Here is a 19,089-nt window from a genome sequence, read left to right as displayed (position 1 = left end):
GCGGGGCGGGAATAGCCACCCACGGCCGGCGTGAGGTCCGGCCGACCGGTTGGGGGCGAGACGATGAGAACCGTGGTGCGGGCGTCATGAACGGACCGGTCGGCGACGAGCCGCTCGGCGAGTTGGAGCTGGTGCACACCTTCACCGGCCCGATGCCGACCGGGGTGAGCGTCTCGCACCGGGGCCGGATCTTCGTCAACTTCCCCCGGTGGGGCGACGAGGTGCCAGCCACCGTCGTCGAGCTGCGCGACGGCCGGGAGGTGCCCTACCCCGACCAGTCGTGGAACGACCCGTCGGGCGACAACGACGCCGGCGCGTTCGTCTCGGTGCAGAGCATCGTGGTGGACCCGGCCGACCGGCTCTGGGTGCTGGACACCGGCAGCCCGATGTACCAGCCGACGACGCCGGGCGGGCCGAAGCTGGTCCGGGTCGACCTGGACACCGACACGGTCGCTCAGGTGATCACCTTCCCGGCGGAGGTGGCGCTGCCGACGACGTACCTCAACGACGTCCGCTTCGACCTGCGGCGGGGTGAGGCCGGGGTCGCGTACATCACCGACTCGGCGTCCGCCGGGCCGAACGGGATCATCGTGGTGGACCTGGCCAGTGGGGCGTCCTGGCGGCGGCTGCACGACCACCCGTCCACGAAGGCGGAGCCGCTGACGACGTTCCGGCCGGTGGTCGAGGGCCGGCCGCTCCTGAAGCGGCCGGCGGACGGGCCGCCGAAGCCGGTGTCGACGGGCTCCGACGGCATCGCCATCTCGGCTGACGGCACCCGGCTGCACTACTGCCCGCTGGCGTCCCGCCGTTGGTACAGCGTGGCCGCCAAGGCGCTGGCCGACCCATCGGTCACCCAGGAGGCGGTCGCGGCGACGGTGGTCGACGAGGGAGACAAGGGCACTGCGTCGGACGGGCTGGAGTCCGACGACGCGGGGCGGCTCTACCTCACCTCCTACGAACACAACGCGGTGCTGCGCCGGCGGCCGGACGGCGAGTACGAGACGGTGGTCCACGACCCGCGACTGCTCTGGCCGGACACCATGTCGGTGGCCACCGACGGGTACCTATACGTGACCGCCAACCAGCTGCACCGGCAGCCGCAGTACCAGCGGGGCCAGGACCTGCGGCGCCGGCCGTACGCGCTGTTCCGCACCCGGATCGACGCCGGGCCGGTGCTGCTGCGCCGCTGACCGTCCGAGCGCACACCCGGCCGGCCCCGGAACGACCGGGACGCGCCGGGCGGCTTCGGCTGACGACCGGCCCGGCGCGCAACCCCGCTGGGCTTCTTCAGCCGACCGGCAGGGCCCGGTCCAGCAGGTCGAACAGGGCGGCCCAGTGCCGCTCGGTGGCCTGCTCGTCGTACGCCGGGGTGTCGGCCATGGTGTAGCCGTGGCGCGCGCCCGCGTACACCTCGGAGCGGTACCGCACACCGGCGGCGTCGAGCGCCTTCTCCAGCGTCGCGATCTGCTCGGGCGTCATCGACTGGTCCGCGTCGGCGTGCCCGAAGTACACCTCGCCGGTGATCGAGTCGACGCCCAGGTGCGGGCTGTCCGGCGCGTCGGTGACGATCCGCCCGCCGTGGAAGCTCGCCGCTGCGGCGATCCGGTCCGGGTACGCCTCGATCGCCCGCAGCGCGTTGGTGCCCCCCATGCAGTAACCGGTGATCGCCACCGGCCCCGGCCGGACGTCGTCGCGGGCCGCCAGGAAGTCGAGGTAGGCGGCGGTGTCCCGGATGATCACGTCGGGGGTCAACGCACCGACCAGCGGCATGATCTTCTCGAAGATCGCGCCGCGCTGGTCCGCCTCACCGAGGCGGGACAGGTCGAACAGCGGCGCCCGGCCGGCCCGGTGGAACAGGTGGGGCGTCAGCACGAGGTAGCCCCGGGCGGCGATCCGCTCCGCCATCTCCACCAGACGGGGCCGCGGGCCGAAGGCGTCCTGGAAGAGCAGCACCGCCGGGAACGGGCCGTCCCCGTCCGGCCTGGTGAGGCAGGCGTCGGCGACCCCGTCGCCGGTCGGAACGTCCACCGTCGTCGTCTGCACGCGATCCTCCTCGTACGCCAACCGTTGGTCCGTCCGGGACGCTACTCCCCGTGTCAGCGGGGCCGGCCGGCACCGGCGTGAACGGGGCGTCAAGAATTGGCGGTGGTCCGTCAGAACGGCGTATCGGCGCTCGATCCGCCGTCGCCGGGTGGTGACGATGGGTCCATGAGTCCTTGGCGGATGACGCGCTGGGAACGCGGAGACCTGCCACCCGGCACCGACACGACGTCGGGCCGGGACGGCGAACCGCAGGCCCCTGACGGCAACCCCGACGAGCCGGCGGAACCTCCCGCGAACGGGACGGACGGGCCCGATCGGCGGCACGAGGCGCTGGTCAGCGTCCGGCTCGGCCCGTCCGCGCCCGGCAGTCACCTGGTGGAATATCTGCGGCACGAGCCGTGCGCGGTCGCCGCGTGGTGGATCGCGGCCGATGTCGACGCCGTGGTGCGGCTCTCCGCCGACAGCATCACCGTGCTGCACCGGGCCGTGGCCGACCTGCGACGTCGCGCCGGGGTGGAGGTCGTGGTCGCACACTTCATCCTCCGCGCGCTCGACCTGACCACACCGGCCGACCCGCGTGTCATGCGGGACGCCCCAGCGTGGGCGGTGCCCGCAGCATGAGCAGCCCTTGCCCCGCCCCCCGGATCGTGGTGGGCGTCGACCGGTCGTTCGCCGGGATGCAGGCGCTGCGCCGCGCGGTGCAACTGGCCCGCCGCGACGGTGCGCAGTTGGACGCCGTACGGGCGTGGGTCTTCGCGCCGACGTGGCGGCCCGGAACGCTGACCTGGCGCTGGCAGGACGAGTGCGACCGGGCGGCCCTGACCTACCTGCGGGGCGTCTTCGACGCGGCGCTGGGTGGGCTGCCCCGCGACGTACCCGTGCGGATGGTGGTGACGCAGGGCTACGCCGGGCAGGTGCTGGTCGACCACGCACACCGGCAGTCCGACCTGCTCGTCGTCGGCAGCCCGGAACGCGGCCGGTTCGGCGGGTCGCGCGGTCACGTCACCCGGTACTGCGTGACGCGGGCGGCCGTGCCGGTCGTCGCGGTGCCCGCGCCGTCCTGGGCCCGGGCCGCGACGATCCGCCGCTTCGCCCGCGACCTCGAACGTTTCAGCAGATGACCGCCGCCAGAGCGGCGGCGCGAACAGAAAGGACCACCTCGACCATGGACGAGGCCCCGATAATCTACGCCGTTCCGGTGCGGGAGCTGCCGGGACGGCTGGTGGGGACGGTACGGACCGGCCGGTCACCACAGGGTCAGCAGGTGGGCATCGCCTTCACCCGGCCCGAGCTGCTGGTCGCCGCGATGGGCGCGGATCAGGCGTGGGAAGAGCTCTGCGAGTCCGCTCTGCGCGGCATGCTGCGCCCGCTCGGGATCGACCGGATCCAGGTCGACCCGCTGCTGGTGGCGCCGCCGCTCGACCCGAGCTTCGGCGACCGGGCGGCGCCGACCGTACCGGCCCTGGTTCCGGCCGCACTCGTCAGCCCGCGGTCCGGGGCCGACCCGGTCGCGGTCGCGGTCGGCACCTTCCAGCGCCCGGTCGACCCGGGCCCATCTCTGCGAAGGTCTCCAGATGCTGTCCCCGGTCACCGTTCTGCCGGTCGTGCCACGCCGGTCGTCATCCGCACCCGAACCTGATCCGCAGATCGTCACGGTCGAGATCTCCATCGTGGTCCGATCCGGTGCGGCCGGCATCGAGCGGCTGGCCGAGTTCGCCGAACGGGTCTCCGCGCTCGCCGCCGGCGTGCTCCACCAGGAGGTGTCGTCCGGCGGCCCGATCATCGGGATCGACAGCCCCTCGGCATCCTTCGGCGACGGCGGTGCCACACCAGGCAGGTCGTCGGGCGCCCCCCAAACAACCCGCCCCGAGCTGCTGCTGCGACCGGTACGCCGGACCGCCCAGCTCAGTGGCGAGCCGGTGACGTTCACCCGGCGCGAGTACGACCTGCTGCTCCACCTGGCCCGCCACCCTCGTCAGGCACTCACCCGGGGGCAACTACTGCGCGAGGTCTGGGGCTACGAGATGTGCCGAGGCGCGCGAACCGTGGATGTGCACGTCCGTCGGCTACGGCAGAAGCTGGCCGGCCGTGGTCCGGTCATCACGACCGTGCACGGCATCGGCTACCGCCTGGACGCCACCGAACGGCTACGGGTTGCCGCGGACTGACGTCACGCACGCTCGGACGCTGCCGGTCACGGCCGGTAGCGGTAGCCCATCCCGGGCTCGGTGATGAGATGCCGGGGGCGGGCCGGGTCGTCCTCCAGCTTGCGCCGTAGCTGGGCCAGGTACTGCCGCAGGTAGTTGGTCTCGTTCTGGTACTCCGGCCCCCACACGTCATGCAGGAGCTGGCGCTGACTGACCAGCTTGCCGGGGTGGCGCAGCAGCTTCTCCAGCACGCTCCACTGGGTGGGGGTCAGCTTGACCTCGGTCCCGTCGTCCCGCCGCACGGCGTGGTCGGCCAGGTCGACGGTGTGCTGGCCGATCCGCAGCGCGGGCACCGCCTCGCTGGGCGCGCCGAGCCGCCGGGTCACCGCGCGGATGCGGGCCAGCAACTCCTCCACCCCGAACGGCTTGGTGACGTAGTCGTCCGCTCCGGCATCGAGCGCGGCAACCTTGTCCTCACTGCCGGCCCGCCCGGAGAGCACGATGATCGGCACGGCGGTCCAGCCGCGCAGGCCGCGAATCACCTCGACGCCGTCGATGTCGGGCAGGCCGAGGTCGAGCACCACCAGGTCGGGCGGGTGGCTGGCGGCGGCCTTCAGCGCGGCCGCCCCGGTCCCGGCGACGTCCACGTCGTACCGGCGGGCCCGCAGGTTGATCCGCAGGGCGCGCAGGATCTGCGGTTCGTCGTCGACGACCAGGATGCGCGTCATTCCTGCGGCCCCTCCGAGCTGGTCTGTACGGCGGCGGGCAGCCGCAGCACCATGGTGAGCCCACCACCAGGGGTGGTCTCAGGAGTGATGCTGCCACCCATCGCCTCGGCCAGGCCCCGGGACAGGGCAAGCCCGAGGCCGACTCCGGTCTGGTTGTCCCGGTCGCCGAGGCGCTGGAACGGTAGGAAGACGTGCTCCCACTGCTCCTCCGGAATGCCCGGTCCCCGGTCGATGATCCGCAGCTCCACCTGGCCGGCGTGCGCGCTCCCGGTGATGGTGGGCGGCTGCCCGGGCGGGCTGTACCGCAACGCGTTCGCGATGACGTTGACCAGCACCCGTTCCAGCAGGCCTGGGTCGGCGGTGGCCGCGGGCAGGTCGGCCGGGATGTCGGTCACGACGGCGGCGGCGGGCGGGCCGAGCTCGTCCAGCGCCAGGGGTACGGCGTCCTCCAGGCCGATCACGGTCGCCGTGATGCCGAGGACGCCGGCCTGGAGCCGACTCATGTCCAGCAGGTTGCCTACCAGCCGGGCGAGCCGGTCCAGCGACTCCTCGGCGGTCTCCAGCAGCTCCTCGCGGTCCTGCTCGTCGAACTCGATGTCCTGGCTGCGCAGGCTGGTCACGGCGGCCTTCGCCGAGGCCAGCGGGGTACGCAGGTCGTGGCTCACCGCGGCGAGCAGCGCGGTCCGCATCCGGTCCGCCGCGGCGAGGGGCCGGGCGGTGGCCGCCTCCTCGGCCAGCCGTTCCTGGCGCAGCGCGACGGCGGCCTGGGCGGCGAACGCCTCGACGATCCGCCGGTCGGCGGCCTCCAGCCGACGGCCGCTGAGCACGACGGTGATCCGCTCGTCGACCGGCACCGCCGTCTCGCCCTCGTCGGGCGTGCAGGCCGGACGGTCGCCGACGCTGGCCACCACGCACCAGGCGTGCTCCTCGCGGGCTCGCTCCGGGCGACCACTGGCCTCCTCGGCCAGCTCCAGCACGCTCACCGCACGCAGCCCGAAGGTTTCCCGGAGCTGCTCCAGCAGCGCGGGCAGCGGGCGTTCGCCGCGCAGTACGCCACCGGCGACGGCGGCGAGGGTCTGCGCGTCGGCGGCGGCGCGGGCGGCCTCCCGGGTCCGCCGCGCGGCCACGTCGACGATCCAGCTCACCGCCAACCCCACGCCGACGAAGACGGCCAGGGCGAGCAGGTTGTCCGCCTCGGCGATGGTCAGCGTGCGGTAGGGCGGGGTGAAGAACCAGTTGAGCAGCAGTGAGCCGCCGAGCGCGGCGACCAGGGCCGGCCACACCCCGCCGACCAGGGCGACCGCCACCACCGCCACCAGGAAGAGCAGGATGTCGTTGGTCAGCGTCAGGTCGGGCAGCACCGTCAGCAGCAGGGTGAGCAGTGGTACGCCGAGCACGGCCAGGGCGAAGCCGAGCAACCGGCGGCGCCGGGACAACGCCGCCGGCACGGCAGCCGCCCGGCGGCCCTTACCAGCCTGTTTGTGGGTGACCAGGTGCACGTCGATCGAGCCGGAGAGCGCGGTGGTGGTCACCCCGACGCCCCTGGCGAACAGCTGCGCGAAGCGGCCCCGCCGGCTGGCGCCGAGCACCAACTGGGTGGCGTTCACGCCACGGGCGAAGTCCAGCAGCGCGGCGGGGACGTCGGTGCCCAGCACCTGGTGGTAGGTGCCGCCGAGGCTCTCCACCAGCACCCGCTGGCGAGCCAGTTGGGCCGGGTCCGCGCCGGCCAGGCCGTCGCTGCGGGAGACGTGTACGGCGAGCAGGTCGGCGCCCTTGCTGCGGGCCGCGACCCGCGCCGCCCGGCGGATCAGTGTCTCGCCCTCCGGGCCGCCGGTCAGCGCCACCACGACCCGCTCCCGGGCCTCCCAGGTGGCGGCGATGCCCTGCTGGCTCCGGTACCGGTCGAGCTGTTCGTCGACCTTGTCGGCCAGCCAGAGCAGCGCCAGCTCGCGCAGGGCGGTGAGGTTGCCGACCCGGAAGTAGTTGCCCAGCGCGGCATCGATCTTGTCCGGTCGGTAGATGTTGCCGTGTGCCATCCGCCGGCGTAGCGCCTCGGGGGTCATGTCGACCAGCTCGACCTGCTCGGCGGCACGGACGATCTCGTCCGGGACGGTCTCCCGCTGGGTGGTGCCGGTGATCTGCGCGACCACGTCGTTGACCGACTCGAGGTGCTGCACGTTGACCGTGGACAGCACGTCGATCCCCGCGTCGAGCAGCTCCTGGACGTCCTGCCAGCGCTTGTCGTGTCGGGAGCCGGGCACGTTGGTGTGCGCCAGCTCGTCGACCACCGCGACCTCCGGCCGGCGGGCCAGCACCGCGTCCAGGTCCATCTCGGTGAACTCGGCGCCCCGGTAGTCCATCGTGCGGCGCGGGACCTGCTCCAGGTCACCGAGCATGGCCGCGGTGTGCTGGCGGCCGTGGGTCTCCACGAAGCCGATCACCACGTCGGTGCCTCGCGCGGCACGCCGCTGGGCCTCCTCCAACATGGCGTACGTCTTGCCGACGCCGGGGGCGGCCCCGAGATAGATGCGCAGTTCTCCGCGTGGCACGGGAACATCCTTCCTGGTCGGGTTCGCCGATGCGGGAACCGGGCGAGGCCGTCCCCGTGGAACGGCCTCGCCCGGTGTCGTACTCAGGGCTTGCTCAGCGCGCCGCGAACTGCTTGTCCAGCGCGATGTTGAGCTCCAGCACGTTGACTCCCGGCTCGCCCATGAAGCCGAGTCCTCGCCCGGTAGTGTGCTCGTCCACCAGCCGGCGGACCGCCTCCGGGTCCGCGCCGCGCTCCCGCGCGACCCGGTTCACCTGCAACTCGGCGTACGCCGGGCTGATCTGCGGGTCGAGGCCGCTGCCGCTCGCGGTGACCGCGTCGGCGGGCACCGCCGGGTCGGCGGGCGCGTTGCCGCGGATCGGGGTGACCACCCCGCCAGCCGCCACGTAGTCCTCGTCGGGCTGCGCCAGTTCCACCGGCACCCCCTGGTACGAGGCGACGAACGGGGTGGCCGGGGCGACCTGGTTGACGCTGACCACCCGGGTGACCGGGCCGGTCAGACCGTCCGCGCGGAAGACCGCGAGCACGGCACCCACGCCCTCGGTGGTGCAGAAGGGGCGCCCGCCGTCGACGCCGTTGAGCTCGCCGACCTCCTTGCTGCGCCCGCAGACCTGGGTGAGCAGGCTCTCGCTGGACTCCTCCGGGTCGCTGGCGATGGTGTCGACCACGCTCTCCGGGCCCAGGTTGCTGGCCGAGGTGGAGGTCGGGTCGTAGCCGTCGCCGGCGGCCGACGGGCGGGACTGGAAATACCGCGGGATGGGGTTGCCGTCGGCGTCGGTGAAGGACTGGCCGATCAGTGAGCTGCCGACCGTCGTCCCGCCCTCGTCGATCAGCGAGCCGTCGGCCTTGTGGTTGAGGCCGGGCAGCTGGCCAACCGCGACCAGGGCCAGCGGGTAGACCAGCCCGAGCAGCACCGTGAAGACGAGCACGGCGCGCAGAGCGGCGAGGTGTTGGGCGAGCCAGTTGGGTAGGCGCATCACGAAATCCCCGGGATGAACTGGATGAGCAGGTCGATGAGCTTGATCCCGATGAACGGCACGATGATGCCGCCCAGTCCGTACAGCCACAGGTTGCGGCTGAGCAGCTTCGACGCGGCGGCCGGCCGGTACCGCACGCCACGGAGGGCGAGCGGGATCAGCGCGATGATCACCAGGGCGTTGAAGATGACCGCGGACAGGATCGCCGACTCCGGGCTGGACAGCCGCATGATGTTCAGCGCGTCCAGGCTCGGGTAGAGGCCGGCGAACATGGCCGGGATGATCGCGAAGTACTTCGCGATGTCGTTGGCGATGCTGAACGTGGTCAGCGCGCCCCGGGTGATCAGCAACTGCTTGCCGATCTCCACGATCTCGATGAGCTTGGTCGGGTCGGAGTCGAGGTCGACCATGTTGCCGGCCTCCTTGGCGGCCGACGTACCGGTGTTCATGGCCACCCCGACGTCAGCCTGGGCGAGCGCCGGTGCGTCGTTAGTGCCGTCGCCGGTCATGGCGACCAGCCGGCCACCCTCCTGCTCCCGCTTGATCAGCGCGAGCTTGTCCTCCGGCGTCGCCTCGGCCAGGAAGTCGTCGACCCCGGCCTCGTCGGCGATCGCCTTCGCGGTACGCGGGTTGTCGCCGGTGATCATCACGGTCCGGATGCCCATCCGGCGCATCTCGTCGAACCGCTCCCGCATCCCGGATTTGACGACGTCCTTGAGGTGGATGACGCCCAGCGCGCGAGCCGACTCACCGTCGACGTGCTCGGCGACGACCAGCGGCGTGCCGCCGGTGCTGCTGATGCCGTCCACGATCTCGCCGACCTGCTCGGTGGGGTGCCCGCCGTTCTCGCGGACCCACTTCATCACCGCGGCGGCGGCGCCCTTGCGGACCCGGCGCCCCGTTCCGGCCGCCCCGGCGTCCACGCTGGCCTCCGGGGCCATGTCGACGCCGCTCATCCGCGTCTGCGCGGTGAACGGTACGAAGGTGGCGTGCGGCATCACGCCGGGCTCGCGCTCGCGCAGCCCGAACTCGTTCTTCGCCAGCACCACCACCGAGCGCCCCTCCGGGGTCTCGTCGGCCAGGCTGGACAGTTGCGCGGCGTCGGCCAGGGTCGCGGCCGTCACCCCTTCGACCGGTACGAACTCGGCGGCCTGCCGGTTGCCCAGCGTGATGGTGCCGGTCTTGTCCAGCAGCAGGGTGTTGACGTCGCCGGCCGCCTCGACGGCCCGGCCGCTCATGGCCAGGACGTTGCGCTGCACCAGCCGGTCCATGCCGGCGATGCCGATGGCGGAGAGCAGCGCGCCGATCGTGGTGGGGATGAGGCAGACCAGCAGCGAGATCAGCACCACCCCGGTGACACCGGAGTCGGTGATCGCGCCGCTGTCCGGCGCGGCCGCCTGGTACGCCTTGGAGAAGATGGCCAGCGGCTGAAGGGTGACCACGGCCAGCAGGAAGATGATCGTGAGCGCGGCGAGCAGGATGTTCAGCGCGATCTCGTTCGGCGTCTTCTGCCGGTTGGCGCCCTCGACCAGGGCGATCATCCGGTCGATGAAGCTCTCCCCCGGCTTCTGGGTGATCTTCACGACGATCCGGTCGGAGAGCACCTTGGTGCCGCCCGTGACCGCGCTGCGGTCGCCACCGGACTCCCGGATGACCGGGGCCGACTCGCCGGTGATGGCCGACTCGTCGACACTGGCGATGCCCTCGACGATGTCGCCGTCACCGGGGATGATGCCGCCCGCCTCGACCAGCACGATGTCGCCCTGGCGCAGTTGCGGCGCGGGCACCGCCTCGTCCCGGTAGGTGTTGGCTCGGGCGCCCGGCGACCAGTCGACCAACCGGGTCGCGATGGTGTCCTGCTTGGCCTGCCGCAACGCGGCGGCCTGGGCCTTGCCCCGACCCTCGGCGACCGCCTCGGCCAGGTTGGCGAAGAGCACGGTCAGCCAGAGCCAGATGGTGATCGCCCAGGCGAACACCGACGGGTCGGTCACCGCCAGGACGGTGGTGAAGGCCGCGCCGACTTCCACGATCAGCATCACCGGGTTGCGCCACAGCGTGCCCGGGTTGAGCTTGCGCGCGGCGTCCGGCAGGGACCGGATCAGCTGCTTGGGGTCGAGCAGCCCCCCGCCGACCCGGTTGCCCTGGGTGGCCGGGGTGCCGGCGGTCGGTTGCTCGCCGGTCCCGGATGTCACGGAGGTGACGGACATGTCCTCGTTCCTCATGATGGTCAGAGCCCCTCTGCCAGCGGGCCGAGCGCGAGTGCGGGCAGGAAGGTCAGCGCGACGAGGATCACCGTGACGCCGACGACCATCCCGATGAACAGCGGTCGGTGGGTCGGCAGGGTGCCCTCGGACGCGGGGGTGGGTGCCTGGCGGGCCAACGAACCGGCCAACGCAAGCACGAAGATGATCGGCAGGAACCTGCCCAGCAGCATGCACAACCCGAGCGCGGTGTCCCACCACGTGGTGTTGACGGTGATGCCGCCGAACGCGGAGCCGTTGTTGTTGCTGGCCGAGGTGAACGCGTAGAGCACCTCGGAGAGGCCGTGCGGACCGACGTTGAGCGCGGTGGAGTTGTTACCGGTGGCGAACGCCGCCGCCGTCCCGACCAGCACCAGAATCGGCGTGATCAGGAAGTACAGCGAGGCGAACTTGATCTCCCGCGAGCCGATCTTCTTGCCCAGGTACTCCGGGGTACGACCCACCATCAGGCCGGCCACGAAGACCGTGATCACCGCGAGGATGAGCAGGCCGTAGAGACCGGAACCGGTACCGCCCGGGGCGACCTCGCCGAGCATCATGTTGAACATGGTCATCATGCCGCCGAGCGAGGTGAACGAGTCGTGGAACGAGTTCACCGCACCGGTCGAGGTCAGCGTGGTGGCCGCGGCGAAGGTGGCCGAGTTCGACACGTCGAACCGAACCTCCTTGCCCTCCAACGCCGCGCCGACCGCCTGCGGCACCGTGCCGTGGCCGGCCAACTCGAAGACGTTGGTGATGACCACGCTGGCGAACGCGAGGATGGCCATCACCGCGGCGATGGCGTAGCCCTGGCGGTTCTGCCCCACCATCCGGCCGAAGACCCGGGGCATGCTGAACGGAATCACGAAGATCAGGAAGATCTCGATCCAGTTCGTCCACGTGGTGGGGTTCTCGAACGGGTGGGCGCTGTTGACGTTGTAGAAGCCGCCACCGTTGGTGCCCAGCTCCTTGATCACTTCCTGGCTGGCAACCGGCCCGCCGGTGATGGTCTGGGTGCCGCCGGTCAGCGTGGTCACGTCGGTGCCGGCCGAGAGGTTCTGCACCACCCCGCCGATCATCAGCGCGATGGCGCCGAGCACCGCGATCGGCAGCAGGATCCGCAGCGTGATCCGGGTCAGGTCGACCCAGAAGTTGCCGAGCTGCCCGGTGCGGCTGCGGGCGAACCCCCGCAGCAACGCCACCGCCACCGCGATGCCGACCGCCGCCGAGACGAAGTTCTGCACCGCCAGACCGGCCATCTGCACCAGGTGGCCCATCGTCGACTCACCCGAGTACGACTGCCAGTTGGTGTTGGTCACGAACGACACGGCGGTGTTCCACGCGCCGTGCGGCACGACCGAGTCGAAGCCAAGCGACAGCCACAGGTGGTTCTGCACCCGCTGGAACAGGTACAGGAACAGGATCGAGATCCCGGAGAACGCCAGCACGCTGCGGGCGTACACGCCCCAGGTCTGTTCGGCTGCCGGGTTGACCCCGACCAGACGGTAGATCCCCCGCTCAACCCGGGACTGCCGGGTGCCGGAGACCGCCCGGAACATGTAGTCGCCGAACGGCTTGTAGACGGCGACCAAGGCCGCCACCAGCGTCAGCACGAAGATGACGCCCGCTGTTGTCATGGTCATCAGAAGCGCTCCGGAAACAACAGGGCGAACACCAGGAACGCGCCCAGGACGATCGCGAGCACCAGACCGACGGCATTGACCGCGTTCACAGCTTCTCCACCGCCCGGACCACCAGGGCGAGCACTGCGAACAGCGCCACCGTCAGGACCACGAACACCACGTCAGACACGCTGACTCCTCATACCGGGAAAGTTCGTCGCGACCGCCTCCCGGTCGCGCCGGGCAATCAAAGCCCCACCACCTCGCGAATGGCAGGGGTCATAACGCGACCATGACGGAGGCGAACCATTTATTGACGCGGTTTTCACATCGCCACCTGAACAGGTGAAACGCGGCACAAAGCTCTCGGCAGGGCGCAGACGGGCCAACGTTCAAGATCCGCACAGCTTCAGGGAAGTAGTCGCCTCCCACGCGCGCGAGGCGACGCTTTCCTTGTTCTTGTGCAGATTTGGCAATACGAGGGCAGACGGACAGCCTGCGGGCGACACCTCGCGGGTCGGTATGTGCGGGCGCGGTGATGCGACGGAGTGCTGTGGCGGGTGTGGCGGGTGTGGTGCGGCGGCCGGTCAGGCCGGGCGGCGGGCCACCAGCACGTCACGCATGATCGACTGGTCGACGCGGTGGCGCAGCGCGCGGTAGGGCTCCGCGTCGACCACGGTCAGGCCGGCCGCGGCCAGTGCCACCGCAGCGTCGTCCCGGCTGGCCACGTGGGTGTTCCAGGAGATGCCGAGCGCTCCACCGGGGCGCAACAGCCGCGCCCAGACCGGCGCGGCGTCGGCGAGCAGCGCCAGCGGGTCCCGGGTCAGCCCGTGCTCGGTCGTCCGGCTGCCGTGCTGGACGCCGTACGGGGCGTCCGCGACGACCAGGTCGACGGTCTCCGGCCGGAAGAACTCGCCGGCGCGGGTGGTGTCGGCGTTGACCACGTCCAGCAGTTGGAGGTCGCCGGCCTTGTGCGCCTCGCGCGTGGGGGCCAGCTCGATCCGCACCCGGCGACCGACCACCTTGCGCTCCCGGCGCACCGGCCCCGACTCCAGCACCCGGTGCTTGATCCGCTTCTGCTTCAGCCAGGTGGTGATGAACGCCCGGTACGCCTCGACATCCTTCTGGTCGCGGTCCATCCCGGCGGCGTCGAAGCCGTACATCAGCGCCTGGTTGAGGGTGGTGCCGCGACCGCAGAGCGGGTCGAGCACCCGGAACCGGCGGCTGGTCAGCTCAGCGGCCCAGTCCGAGGCGAGTAACGTGACGTTGAGCAGCAGCTTGGTGAACTGCTCGTTGGTTTTGCCCGGGTACTTCTGGATGGTGATCAGGTCATCGTCGTAGCGGTCCAGCCGGCTCCACTCGATCGGGCGCAGCAGCTCGCCGACGAACTCGAACAGCGCGTACCCGGCGGAGAGATTGCCCAGCACGGCCAGGTCCCGCTCGGTCAGCCCGTCGCCCGTGAAGGTGACATAGCTGGCCCCGCCGACGGTCGCCGTGTCCAGCTCGCCGATCCGGCCATCGAGCGCCGAACGGCCGAAGATCTCCAGCTCGGCCCGGGTGAGGTCGACGGCGGAGCGGGCGTACACCCGGTTGGTGGAGGGCAGGATCAACAGGCCGTAGCGCGTCATGATCGGGCGAGTATTCCATAACGGGCCACTGCCGCCGGGAACCGGAGTGGCAGCCGGACCGACTACCCCTATATGGGGTGTGAGCAGTGGCGGGAGGTCCTGTCCGCGCAGTTGGACGGCGAGGAGACCGCCGAGGAACGGGCGGCGGCTCAGCGGCACCTGGACGGGTGCGCCGAGTGCCGGGTCTGGTTCACGGCGGCGGCCGGGGTGACCCGTCGGGTGCGTACCCGATTGGTCACCGAACCGCCCGACCGGACGGAGGCGATCCTCGCCGCCGCCGCCGCTGCCGCGCCGCCGGCCCGTCGGTGGCGGTGGTGGCCCGGTGCGGCCGGGCGCGGCCGGCTGGTCACCGGGCTGCGCGGGGCGCTCGGGCTGCTCGGGGCGGTGCAGTTGGTGCTCGGCCTGGCCCAGGTGGGCCGGGGCACGGCCGCCGATCACCTGCACCCGGCTGGTCAGCACCTGTGGCACGAGTCGGCCGCGTGGAACGTGGCGGTGGGCGCCGGCTTCCTCTTCGTGGCGGTACGCCGCAGCCCGCCGGCCGGCCTGCTGCCGATGCTCAGCGCGTTCGTCGGCACGCTGTTGCTGCTGTCGGTCAACGACCTGGCCACCGGAACGGTGAGCGGGGAGCGGCTGGTCAGCCACGGTTTCCTGGTGATCGGCTACTTGATCACCGTGCTGCTGTCCCGGCCCGGGTTGCGCCCCGGAGGCCCCGCGCCGCAGCGCCAGCCCGCGCCGTCGCGCTGGCGGTTCCGGGCGGACGAGGTCGACCGGCCGCTGCGGGTGGTCCGGTCCGAGCCCTACCCGGCACAGGCCGCCGACCGCCAAGCCACCCCGGCGGCGCGTACCGGTCATGCCGCCTCGGCGGCGCGTACCGGTCATGCCGGCGACCGCCGCGCCGCCTGAGCGGGCTTCCTCAGCCCTGCGGCCGAGTTGGGCCGTCGCGAGCGATGACCTGCGGGATGACCTGTTCGACGATGGTCAGCAGCGTGGTGGTGAGCAGCAGGTGCACCTGGGCGCGGGTCAGCGCGCCGCGTTGGAGCCACTCCCGGGCGGTCGACGTGGCCAGCCCGCAGTACGCCCGGACCATCCCGCGCAACTCCTCGTGGTGCTTCGCCTCGCCGGCCAGCCCGACGGCGACGAGCATGCGGTCCGCAGCGACCTCCTCGGCCTCGGCGAGCACCCGCTCCACGTCGGCGTCGCCGCCCATCCCCCGGGCGGTGACGGCGGCCAGCCAGGAGGTGCTGTGCCGGGACACCACGTCGAGGAACCACGTGACGCTCGCGTCGACGCGGGTCCGCAGATCCCCCTTGGGCAACCGCTCCACGGCGACCTCCGGGATCGTCACCATGACCCGGACGACCTCCAGGTAGAGATCCTTTTTCGTGCCGAAGTAGTGGTTGACCAGGCCGCGCGCGACACCCGCCTCCCGGGCGATGTCGGTGGTCGACACATCCGGGTACGCGCGCTCGCCGAACAGCCGGACCGCGCAGGCCAGGATCTGCCCACGCCGGGCATCCGGCTCCAATCGGCGGCGGCGCGGAGCGGTCTCGACACTCATCTGCCGACCCTATCGGCAGCTCACGACGTCGGCCTACGCGTCGACCCGGCGGGCACCGCCCTCACCGATCCCCCCGTCGGCGCCGGATCAGGTGCCGGCCGACGTGCCGCAGGTTGGACGTCTCGGAGTAGAGCGCCGCGTTGATCGCACCGAGCGCGACCCCGGGCGCTCTCTGCACCCGGTCCACGTCCTGGACCACCCGACCGATCAATGTCAACCGACAACGGAGATCGAACAACTCCCTCCGCGCACAGCGCAGCGCGGTCTCCAATCCCCCGACCCGCTCCCGCAGCCACGCCAACTCTGTCGCCTGATCCATTGGGCGTCCCTCCCATCACATCGCTACTCCGCGTTCACCCTCACCCATTCGAGGGGGCTGCGCAAGTAGGTAGACGCATTTGGGCATGCCTGATCGACCTACCGTCAAGAGATGGGTGACATCCCGGGTCCGCTGGTCGGTCCGCACGAGCTGCAAGATCTGCTCGGCGTGAGCCGGACCCGAATGCGCCAACTCATCCGTTATCCGACCTTCCCCGCACCGTTCCAGCGGCTACACGGCACCACGGTCTGGCTGCGCGCCGACGTGGAGGCGTGGATCGCCGAGCACCGCCCGCCGCGCCCTACCGACGGCGACGAGGCCGAGTAGTTCGCTCGGCGCCGCATCCGCGTACGGGCGTATCGGTTCAATACGGCCGGGCGCTCACGCCTCCAGGTCGCCGGGGCTGCGCGGCGACGTCCGCAGGAATGTCACGCCCCCGAATTCGAACTCCGCCTGGGCGAGGGCGTCCATCTCCGTCGAATGACACGTGTCCGTCACGACTTCCCACTCCTGGCTGCAGTAGAAGAGGTAGACCTCCGCGGCATCGTCGTAGCGAGCTATCGCGAGGCGTGCGACCACCTCTGCGAAGTTGCTGATGGAGTGGCGGGTAGCACCGGTTGGCGAATGTCCTGGCCCCAGGTTCGCGAACATCTGGACGCGGGCTCCGTCGAGCAGGGCCGGAGGCGTGGCACTCATCGCACGATCCTCACGCACCAGCTCAACAAGAGAGGTACGCGTGATCTCGTGCTGCCGTACCGGAGTCAGGCCCGGCGGGCCCTCGGCGTGGCACGTGCCGCTGCCGGACTGCGAACATCTGCCCTTGGCGGACGGCCCGACGGCCTGTGAACGGCTGTTGATCGAGACTTATTGACATGCCGTCAACAGCGCGCGAGGGTGATGCACATGCCGACGCTCGCATCCGACGGTCCCCCCTCGCCCTGGCGCGAACCGGAGCACGACGACCTGGCCGATCTGGCCCGCACCTTCTTCACCAAGGACGTGCTGCCGCACGCCGACCGGTTGCTGGCGCAGGGCCATCCGGACCGCGAGCACTACCGGCGCGCCGGCGAGCTGGGGCTGCTCGGCCTCTCCGTGCCGGAGGAGTACGGCGGCGGAGGCGGCGGGTTCACCCACGAGGCGGTGATGCTGCACGAGCAGGCGTACACCGGGGAGGGCAGCCTCGGGCTGGCCGTCCACAGTGGCATCGTCACCGGCTACCTGGTGGCGTACGGCAGCGAGGAGCAGAAGCGGCGCTGGCTGCCCGGCCTGTGCAGCGGTGAGTTGGTCGGCGCGATCGCGATGACCGAGCCGGACGGCGGCTCCGACCTCCAGGCAATGCGTACCCGGGCGATCCGCGACGGCGACGACTATCTGGTCACCGGCGCGAAGACGTTCATCACCAACGGCGGGCTCGCGGATCTGATCATCGTGGCCGTGAAGACCGACCCCGAGCAGCGGGCGGCCGGTGTCTCGCTGCTGGTCTGCGAGGTCGGAGGCGACCCGGCGGGCTTCCGCCGGGGCCGGCTGCTGTCCAAGATCGGTCTGCACGCCAACGACACCGCCGAACTGTTCTTCGACGAGTTCCGGGTGTCGGCGGACAACCTGCTCGGCGGTGCCGAAGGGCTGGGCTTCATCCAGCTCATGCAGCAGCTTCCGCAGGAACGACTGGTGATCAGCGTCGGCGCGGTCGCCGCCATGGAACGCGCCGTCGAGCTGACCGTCGCGTACACCAAGGAACGCACCGCCTTCGGCAAGCCGCTGATGGGCCACCAGAACACCCGGATGGTGCTCGCCGAGTGTGCCACCCGCGCCCGGGTCAGCCGGGTCTTCCTGGACGACTGCATCGTCCGGCACACCCGCGGCGACCTGGACGTGGCCACCGCCGCGATGGCGAAGTGGTGGCTCACCGACGGCCAGTGCGAGGTCATCGACCGCTGCCTGCAACTCTTCGGCGGTTACGGCTACACCACCGAGTACCCGATCGCCCGGATGTACGCCGACGCCCGTGTCCAGAAGATCTACGGCGGCACCAACGAGATCATGAAGGAGCTGATCGCCCGTGCCCTCTGAGGCGTACGTCTACGACGCGGTCCGCACCCCGCGCGGACGCGGCCGGGACACCGGCGCGCTGCACGGGGTCAAGCCGATCTCCCTGGTGGTCGGCCTGATCGACGCGCTGCGCGAGCGCAACCCCGGCCTGGACGTCGACCGGCTGGAGGACCTGCTGCTCGGCATCGTCACCCCGGTGGGTGAGCAGGGCGGCGACCTGGCCCGGGCCGCCGCGCTGCTGGCCGGGCTGCCCGACCAGGTGGGCGGGGTGCAGCTCAACCGGTTCTGCGCGTCCGGGCTGGAGGCGGTCAACGCCGCCGCCGCGCGGATCCGCTCCGGCTGGGAACACCTGCTGCTCGCGGGCGGGGTGGAGTCGATGTCCCGGGTGCCGATGGGCTCCGACGGCGCGGCCTGGGCCACCGACCCGCAGACCGCGCTGGTCACCTCGTTCGTGCCGCAGGGCGTCAGCGCCGACCTGATCGCCACCATGGAGGGCTTCACCCGCGACGACGTGGACGGCTACGCGCTGCGCTCGCAGGAGCGGGCCGCCAAGGCGTGGGCCGGCGGGCACTTCGCCCGCTCGGTGGTGCCGGTACGCGACGGCAACGGGCTGGACATCCTCACCGTGGACGAGCACCTCCGCCCGGAGACCACCCGGGAGGCGCTGGGCCGGCTCACCCCGTCCTTCGCCACGATGGGCGAGGCGGCCGGCTTCGACGCGGTGGCGTTGCAGAAGTTCCACTGGCTGGAGGCGATCGAGCACGTCCACCACGCCGGCAACTCGTCCGGCATCGTGGACGGCGCGGCGCTGGTGCTGATCGGCTCGGCAGAGGTGGGCCGGGACCTCGGCCTCACCCCGCGCGCCCGGATCGTCGGCGCGGCGGTCACCGGCGCCGACCCGACGCTGATGCTGACCGGCCCGATCCCGGCCACCCACAAGGCGCTCGCCGCCGCCGGGCTGACCCTCGCCGACATCGACCTGTTCGAGATCAACGAGGCGTTCGCCGCGGTGGTGCTCAAGTACGTCCGCGACCTGGGCCTGGACCCGGACCGGGTGAACGTCAACGGCGGTGCGATCGCCCTCGGCCACCCGCTCGGCGCCACCGGCGCGATGTTGCTCGGCACCGCGTTGGACGAGCTGGAGCGCCGTGACCTGCGGCGCGCCGTGGTGACCCTCTGCATCGGCGGCGGCATGGGCGTCGCCACCGTCATCGAGCGCTGCTGACCCGG

20 protein-coding genes are annotated in these 19,089 nt (G+C 71.5%); 9 read left to right on the top strand and 11 right to left on the bottom strand.

Going from position 1 to position 19,089, the window contains the following annotated elements:
* The first annotated feature begins 86 nt into the window (after positions 1-86).
* Positions 87-1,190 carry an L-dopachrome tautomerase-related protein gene (locus tag OG470_RS10135; protein ID WP_328423024.1) on the top strand — a complete coding sequence of 368 codons (1,104 nt, stop codon included), beginning with the start codon at positions 87-89 and terminating at the stop codon, positions 1,188-1,190.
* A 97-nt stretch (positions 1,191-1,287) separates the two neighbouring features.
* Here OG470_RS10135 and OG470_RS10130 read toward each other — a convergent pair whose 3' ends face one another.
* Positions 1,288-2,043 (bottom strand): dienelactone hydrolase family protein, encoded by a 756-nt coding sequence (locus OG470_RS10130; protein WP_328423022.1) that lies wholly within the window; start codon positions 2,041-2,043, stop codon positions 1,288-1,290.
* 165 nt (positions 2,044-2,208) lie between these two features.
* Between OG470_RS10130 and OG470_RS10125 the strand changes: the two genes are divergently transcribed.
* Genes OG470_RS10125 through OG470_RS10110 form a run of 4 tightly spaced genes read left to right on the top strand, consistent with a single transcriptional unit; the run spans position 2,209 to position 4,211 of the window.
* Entirely contained in the window at positions 2,209-2,664 is a 456-nt protein-coding gene (locus tag OG470_RS10125) for a hypothetical protein (RefSeq protein WP_328423020.1), read from the top strand.
* Entirely contained in the window at positions 2,661-3,164 is a 504-nt protein-coding gene (locus tag OG470_RS10120; protein WP_328423018.1) for a universal stress protein, read from the top strand. Before OG470_RS10125 ends, OG470_RS10120 begins: the two co-directional genes overlap by 4 nt.
* A gap of 44 nt (positions 3,165-3,208) precedes the next feature.
* Positions 3,209-3,682 (top strand): SAV_915 family protein, encoded by a 474-nt coding sequence (locus tag OG470_RS10115; protein ID WP_328423016.1) that lies wholly within the window; start codon positions 3,209-3,211, stop codon positions 3,680-3,682.
* Positions 3,618-4,211, top strand: coding sequence for a winged helix-turn-helix domain-containing protein (locus OG470_RS10110; RefSeq protein WP_328423014.1), 594 nt, complete (start codon positions 3,618-3,620; stop codon positions 4,209-4,211). Before OG470_RS10115 ends, OG470_RS10110 begins: the two co-directional genes overlap by 65 nt.
* 26 nt (positions 4,212-4,237) lie before the next feature.
* Here the strand turns inward: OG470_RS10110 and OG470_RS10105 are convergent, their stop codons facing one another.
* The 7 genes from OG470_RS10105 to OG470_RS10075 all read right to left on the bottom strand — a co-directional run bounded on the left by OG470_RS10105 (position 4,238) and on the right by OG470_RS10075 (position 13,933).
* Positions 4,238-4,918, bottom strand: a complete 681-nt coding sequence (locus OG470_RS10105) for a response regulator (protein WP_328423012.1) — start codon at positions 4,916-4,918, stop codon at positions 4,238-4,240.
* Positions 4,915-7,467 (bottom strand): sensor histidine kinase, encoded by a 2,553-nt coding sequence (locus OG470_RS10100; protein WP_328423010.1) that lies wholly within the window; start codon positions 7,465-7,467, stop codon positions 4,915-4,917. Before OG470_RS10100 ends, OG470_RS10105 begins: the two co-directional genes overlap by 4 nt.
* A gap of 94 nt (positions 7,468-7,561) precedes the next feature.
* Positions 7,562-8,443, bottom strand: coding sequence for a potassium-transporting ATPase subunit C (locus OG470_RS10095; protein ID WP_328423008.1), 882 nt, complete (start codon positions 8,441-8,443; stop codon positions 7,562-7,564).
* Entirely contained in the window at positions 8,443-10,650 is a 2,208-nt protein-coding gene (gene kdpB, locus OG470_RS10090; RefSeq protein ID WP_328423006.1) for a potassium-transporting ATPase subunit KdpB, read from the bottom strand. Before kdpB ends, OG470_RS10095 begins: the two co-directional genes overlap by 1 nt.
* 20 nt (positions 10,651-10,670) lie before the next feature.
* Entirely contained in the window at positions 10,671-12,326 is a 1,656-nt protein-coding gene (kdpA, locus tag OG470_RS10085) for a potassium-transporting ATPase subunit KdpA (RefSeq protein WP_328423004.1), read from the bottom strand.
* A complete protein-coding gene (kdpF, locus tag OG470_RS10080) occupies positions 12,326-12,415 on the bottom strand; it encodes a K(+)-transporting ATPase subunit F (protein ID WP_036390805.1) in 90 nt (29 codons plus the stop codon). Before kdpF ends, kdpA begins: the two co-directional genes overlap by 1 nt.
* A 477-nt stretch (positions 12,416-12,892) precedes the next feature.
* Complete coding sequence (locus OG470_RS10075; RefSeq protein ID WP_328423001.1) at positions 12,893-13,933, bottom strand: TRM11 family SAM-dependent methyltransferase; 1,041 nt, start codon at positions 13,931-13,933, stop codon at positions 12,893-12,895.
* Positions 13,934-14,005: 72 nt separating this feature from the next.
* On the opposite strand from OG470_RS10075, the gene OG470_RS10070 reads away from it, so the two are divergent.
* On the top strand, positions 14,006-14,836 hold the full coding sequence (locus OG470_RS10070; RefSeq protein ID WP_328422999.1) for a zf-HC2 domain-containing protein: 831 nt from the start codon (positions 14,006-14,008) through the stop codon (positions 14,834-14,836).
* Between the two features lie 10 nt (positions 14,837-14,846).
* Here OG470_RS10070 and OG470_RS10065 read toward each other — a convergent pair whose 3' ends face one another.
* Together OG470_RS10065 and OG470_RS10060 are read right to left on the bottom strand one after the other, a co-directional pair.
* The gene (locus OG470_RS10065; RefSeq protein ID WP_328422997.1) at positions 14,847-15,491 is read right to left on the bottom strand and encodes a TetR/AcrR family transcriptional regulator; all 645 of its coding nucleotides are present in this window, start codon (positions 15,489-15,491) and stop codon (positions 14,847-14,849) included.
* Positions 15,492-15,552: 61 nt separating this feature from the next.
* Positions 15,553-15,810: a hypothetical protein gene (locus tag OG470_RS10060; protein WP_328422995.1), complete on the bottom strand. Its 258-nt coding sequence runs from the start codon at positions 15,808-15,810 to the stop codon at positions 15,553-15,555.
* 111 nt (positions 15,811-15,921) lie between these two features.
* On the opposite strand from OG470_RS10060, the gene OG470_RS10055 reads away from it, so the two are divergent.
* Complete coding sequence (locus OG470_RS10055) at positions 15,922-16,137, top strand: helix-turn-helix transcriptional regulator (RefSeq protein WP_328422993.1); 216 nt, start codon at positions 15,922-15,924, stop codon at positions 16,135-16,137.
* A 54-nt stretch (positions 16,138-16,191) separates the two neighbouring features.
* On the opposite strand, the gene OG470_RS10050 is transcribed toward OG470_RS10055, so the two are convergent.
* The gene (locus OG470_RS10050) at positions 16,192-16,506 is read right to left on the bottom strand and encodes a hypothetical protein (protein ID WP_328422991.1); all 315 of its coding nucleotides are present in this window, start codon (positions 16,504-16,506) and stop codon (positions 16,192-16,194) included.
* A 207-nt stretch (positions 16,507-16,713) separates the two neighbouring features.
* Between OG470_RS10050 and OG470_RS10045 the strand changes: the two genes are divergently transcribed.
* Positions 16,714-17,880, top strand: coding sequence for an acyl-CoA dehydrogenase family protein (locus OG470_RS10045; RefSeq protein WP_328422989.1), 1,167 nt, complete (start codon positions 16,714-16,716; stop codon positions 17,878-17,880).
* Positions 17,870-19,084 (top strand): acetyl-CoA C-acetyltransferase, encoded by a 1,215-nt coding sequence (locus OG470_RS10040; RefSeq protein ID WP_328422987.1) that lies wholly within the window; start codon positions 17,870-17,872, stop codon positions 19,082-19,084. The genes OG470_RS10045 and OG470_RS10040 overlap by 11 nt, the downstream gene beginning before the upstream one ends.
* Positions 19,085-19,089: the final 5 nt, after the last annotated feature.

The organism is Micromonospora sp. NBC_00389 (assembly GCF_036059255.1).
Lineage (GTDB): Bacteria > Actinomycetota > Actinomycetes > Mycobacteriales > Micromonosporaceae > Micromonospora.
The sequence above is the reverse complement of the archived record's forward strand: the minus strand, read 5'-3'. Positions and strand labels throughout refer to the sequence as shown.

Coding starts and splice junctions, on each gene's coding strand:
- OG470_RS10110 (WP_328423014.1), top strand. CDS start 3,618: ATGCTGTCCCCGGTCACCGTTCTGCCGGTCGTGCCACGCCGGTCGTCA.
- OG470_RS10045 (WP_328422989.1), top strand. CDS start 16,714: ATGCCGACGCTCGCATCCGACGGTCCCCCCTCGCCCTGGCGCGAACCG.
- OG470_RS10075 (WP_328423001.1), bottom strand. CDS start 13,933: ATGACGCGCTACGGCCTGTTGATCCTGCCCTCCACCAACCGGGTGTAC.
- OG470_RS10050 (WP_328422991.1), bottom strand. CDS start 16,506: ATGAGTGCCACGCCTCCGGCCCTGCTCGACGGAGCCCGCGTCCAGATG.
- OG470_RS10135 (WP_328423024.1), top strand. CDS start 87: ATGAACGGACCGGTCGGCGACGAGCCGCTCGGCGAGTTGGAGCTGGTG.
- OG470_RS10105 (WP_328423012.1), bottom strand. CDS start 4,918: ATGACGCGCATCCTGGTCGTCGACGACGAACCGCAGATCCTGCGCGCC.
- OG470_RS10115 (WP_328423016.1), top strand. CDS start 3,209: ATGGACGAGGCCCCGATAATCTACGCCGTTCCGGTGCGGGAGCTGCCG.
- OG470_RS10125 (WP_328423020.1), top strand. CDS start 2,209: ATGAGTCCTTGGCGGATGACGCGCTGGGAACGCGGAGACCTGCCACCC.
- OG470_RS10065 (WP_328422997.1), bottom strand. CDS start 15,491: ATGAGTGTCGAGACCGCTCCGCGCCGCCGCCGATTGGAGCCGGATGCC.
- OG470_RS10120 (WP_328423018.1), top strand. CDS start 2,661: ATGAGCAGCCCTTGCCCCGCCCCCCGGATCGTGGTGGGCGTCGACCGG.
- OG470_RS10055 (WP_328422993.1), top strand. CDS start 15,922: ATGGGTGACATCCCGGGTCCGCTGGTCGGTCCGCACGAGCTGCAAGAT.
- kdpB (WP_328423006.1), bottom strand. CDS start 10,650: ATGTCCGTCACCTCCGTGACATCCGGGACCGGCGAGCAACCGACCGCC.
- OG470_RS10060 (WP_328422995.1), bottom strand. CDS start 15,810: ATGGATCAGGCGACAGAGTTGGCGTGGCTGCGGGAGCGGGTCGGGGGA.
- OG470_RS10095 (WP_328423008.1), bottom strand. CDS start 8,443: ATGCGCCTACCCAACTGGCTCGCCCAACACCTCGCCGCTCTGCGCGCC.
- OG470_RS10070 (WP_328422999.1), top strand. CDS start 14,006: ATGGGGTGTGAGCAGTGGCGGGAGGTCCTGTCCGCGCAGTTGGACGGC.
- kdpA (WP_328423004.1), bottom strand. CDS start 12,326: ATGACCATGACAACAGCGGGCGTCATCTTCGTGCTGACGCTGGTGGCG.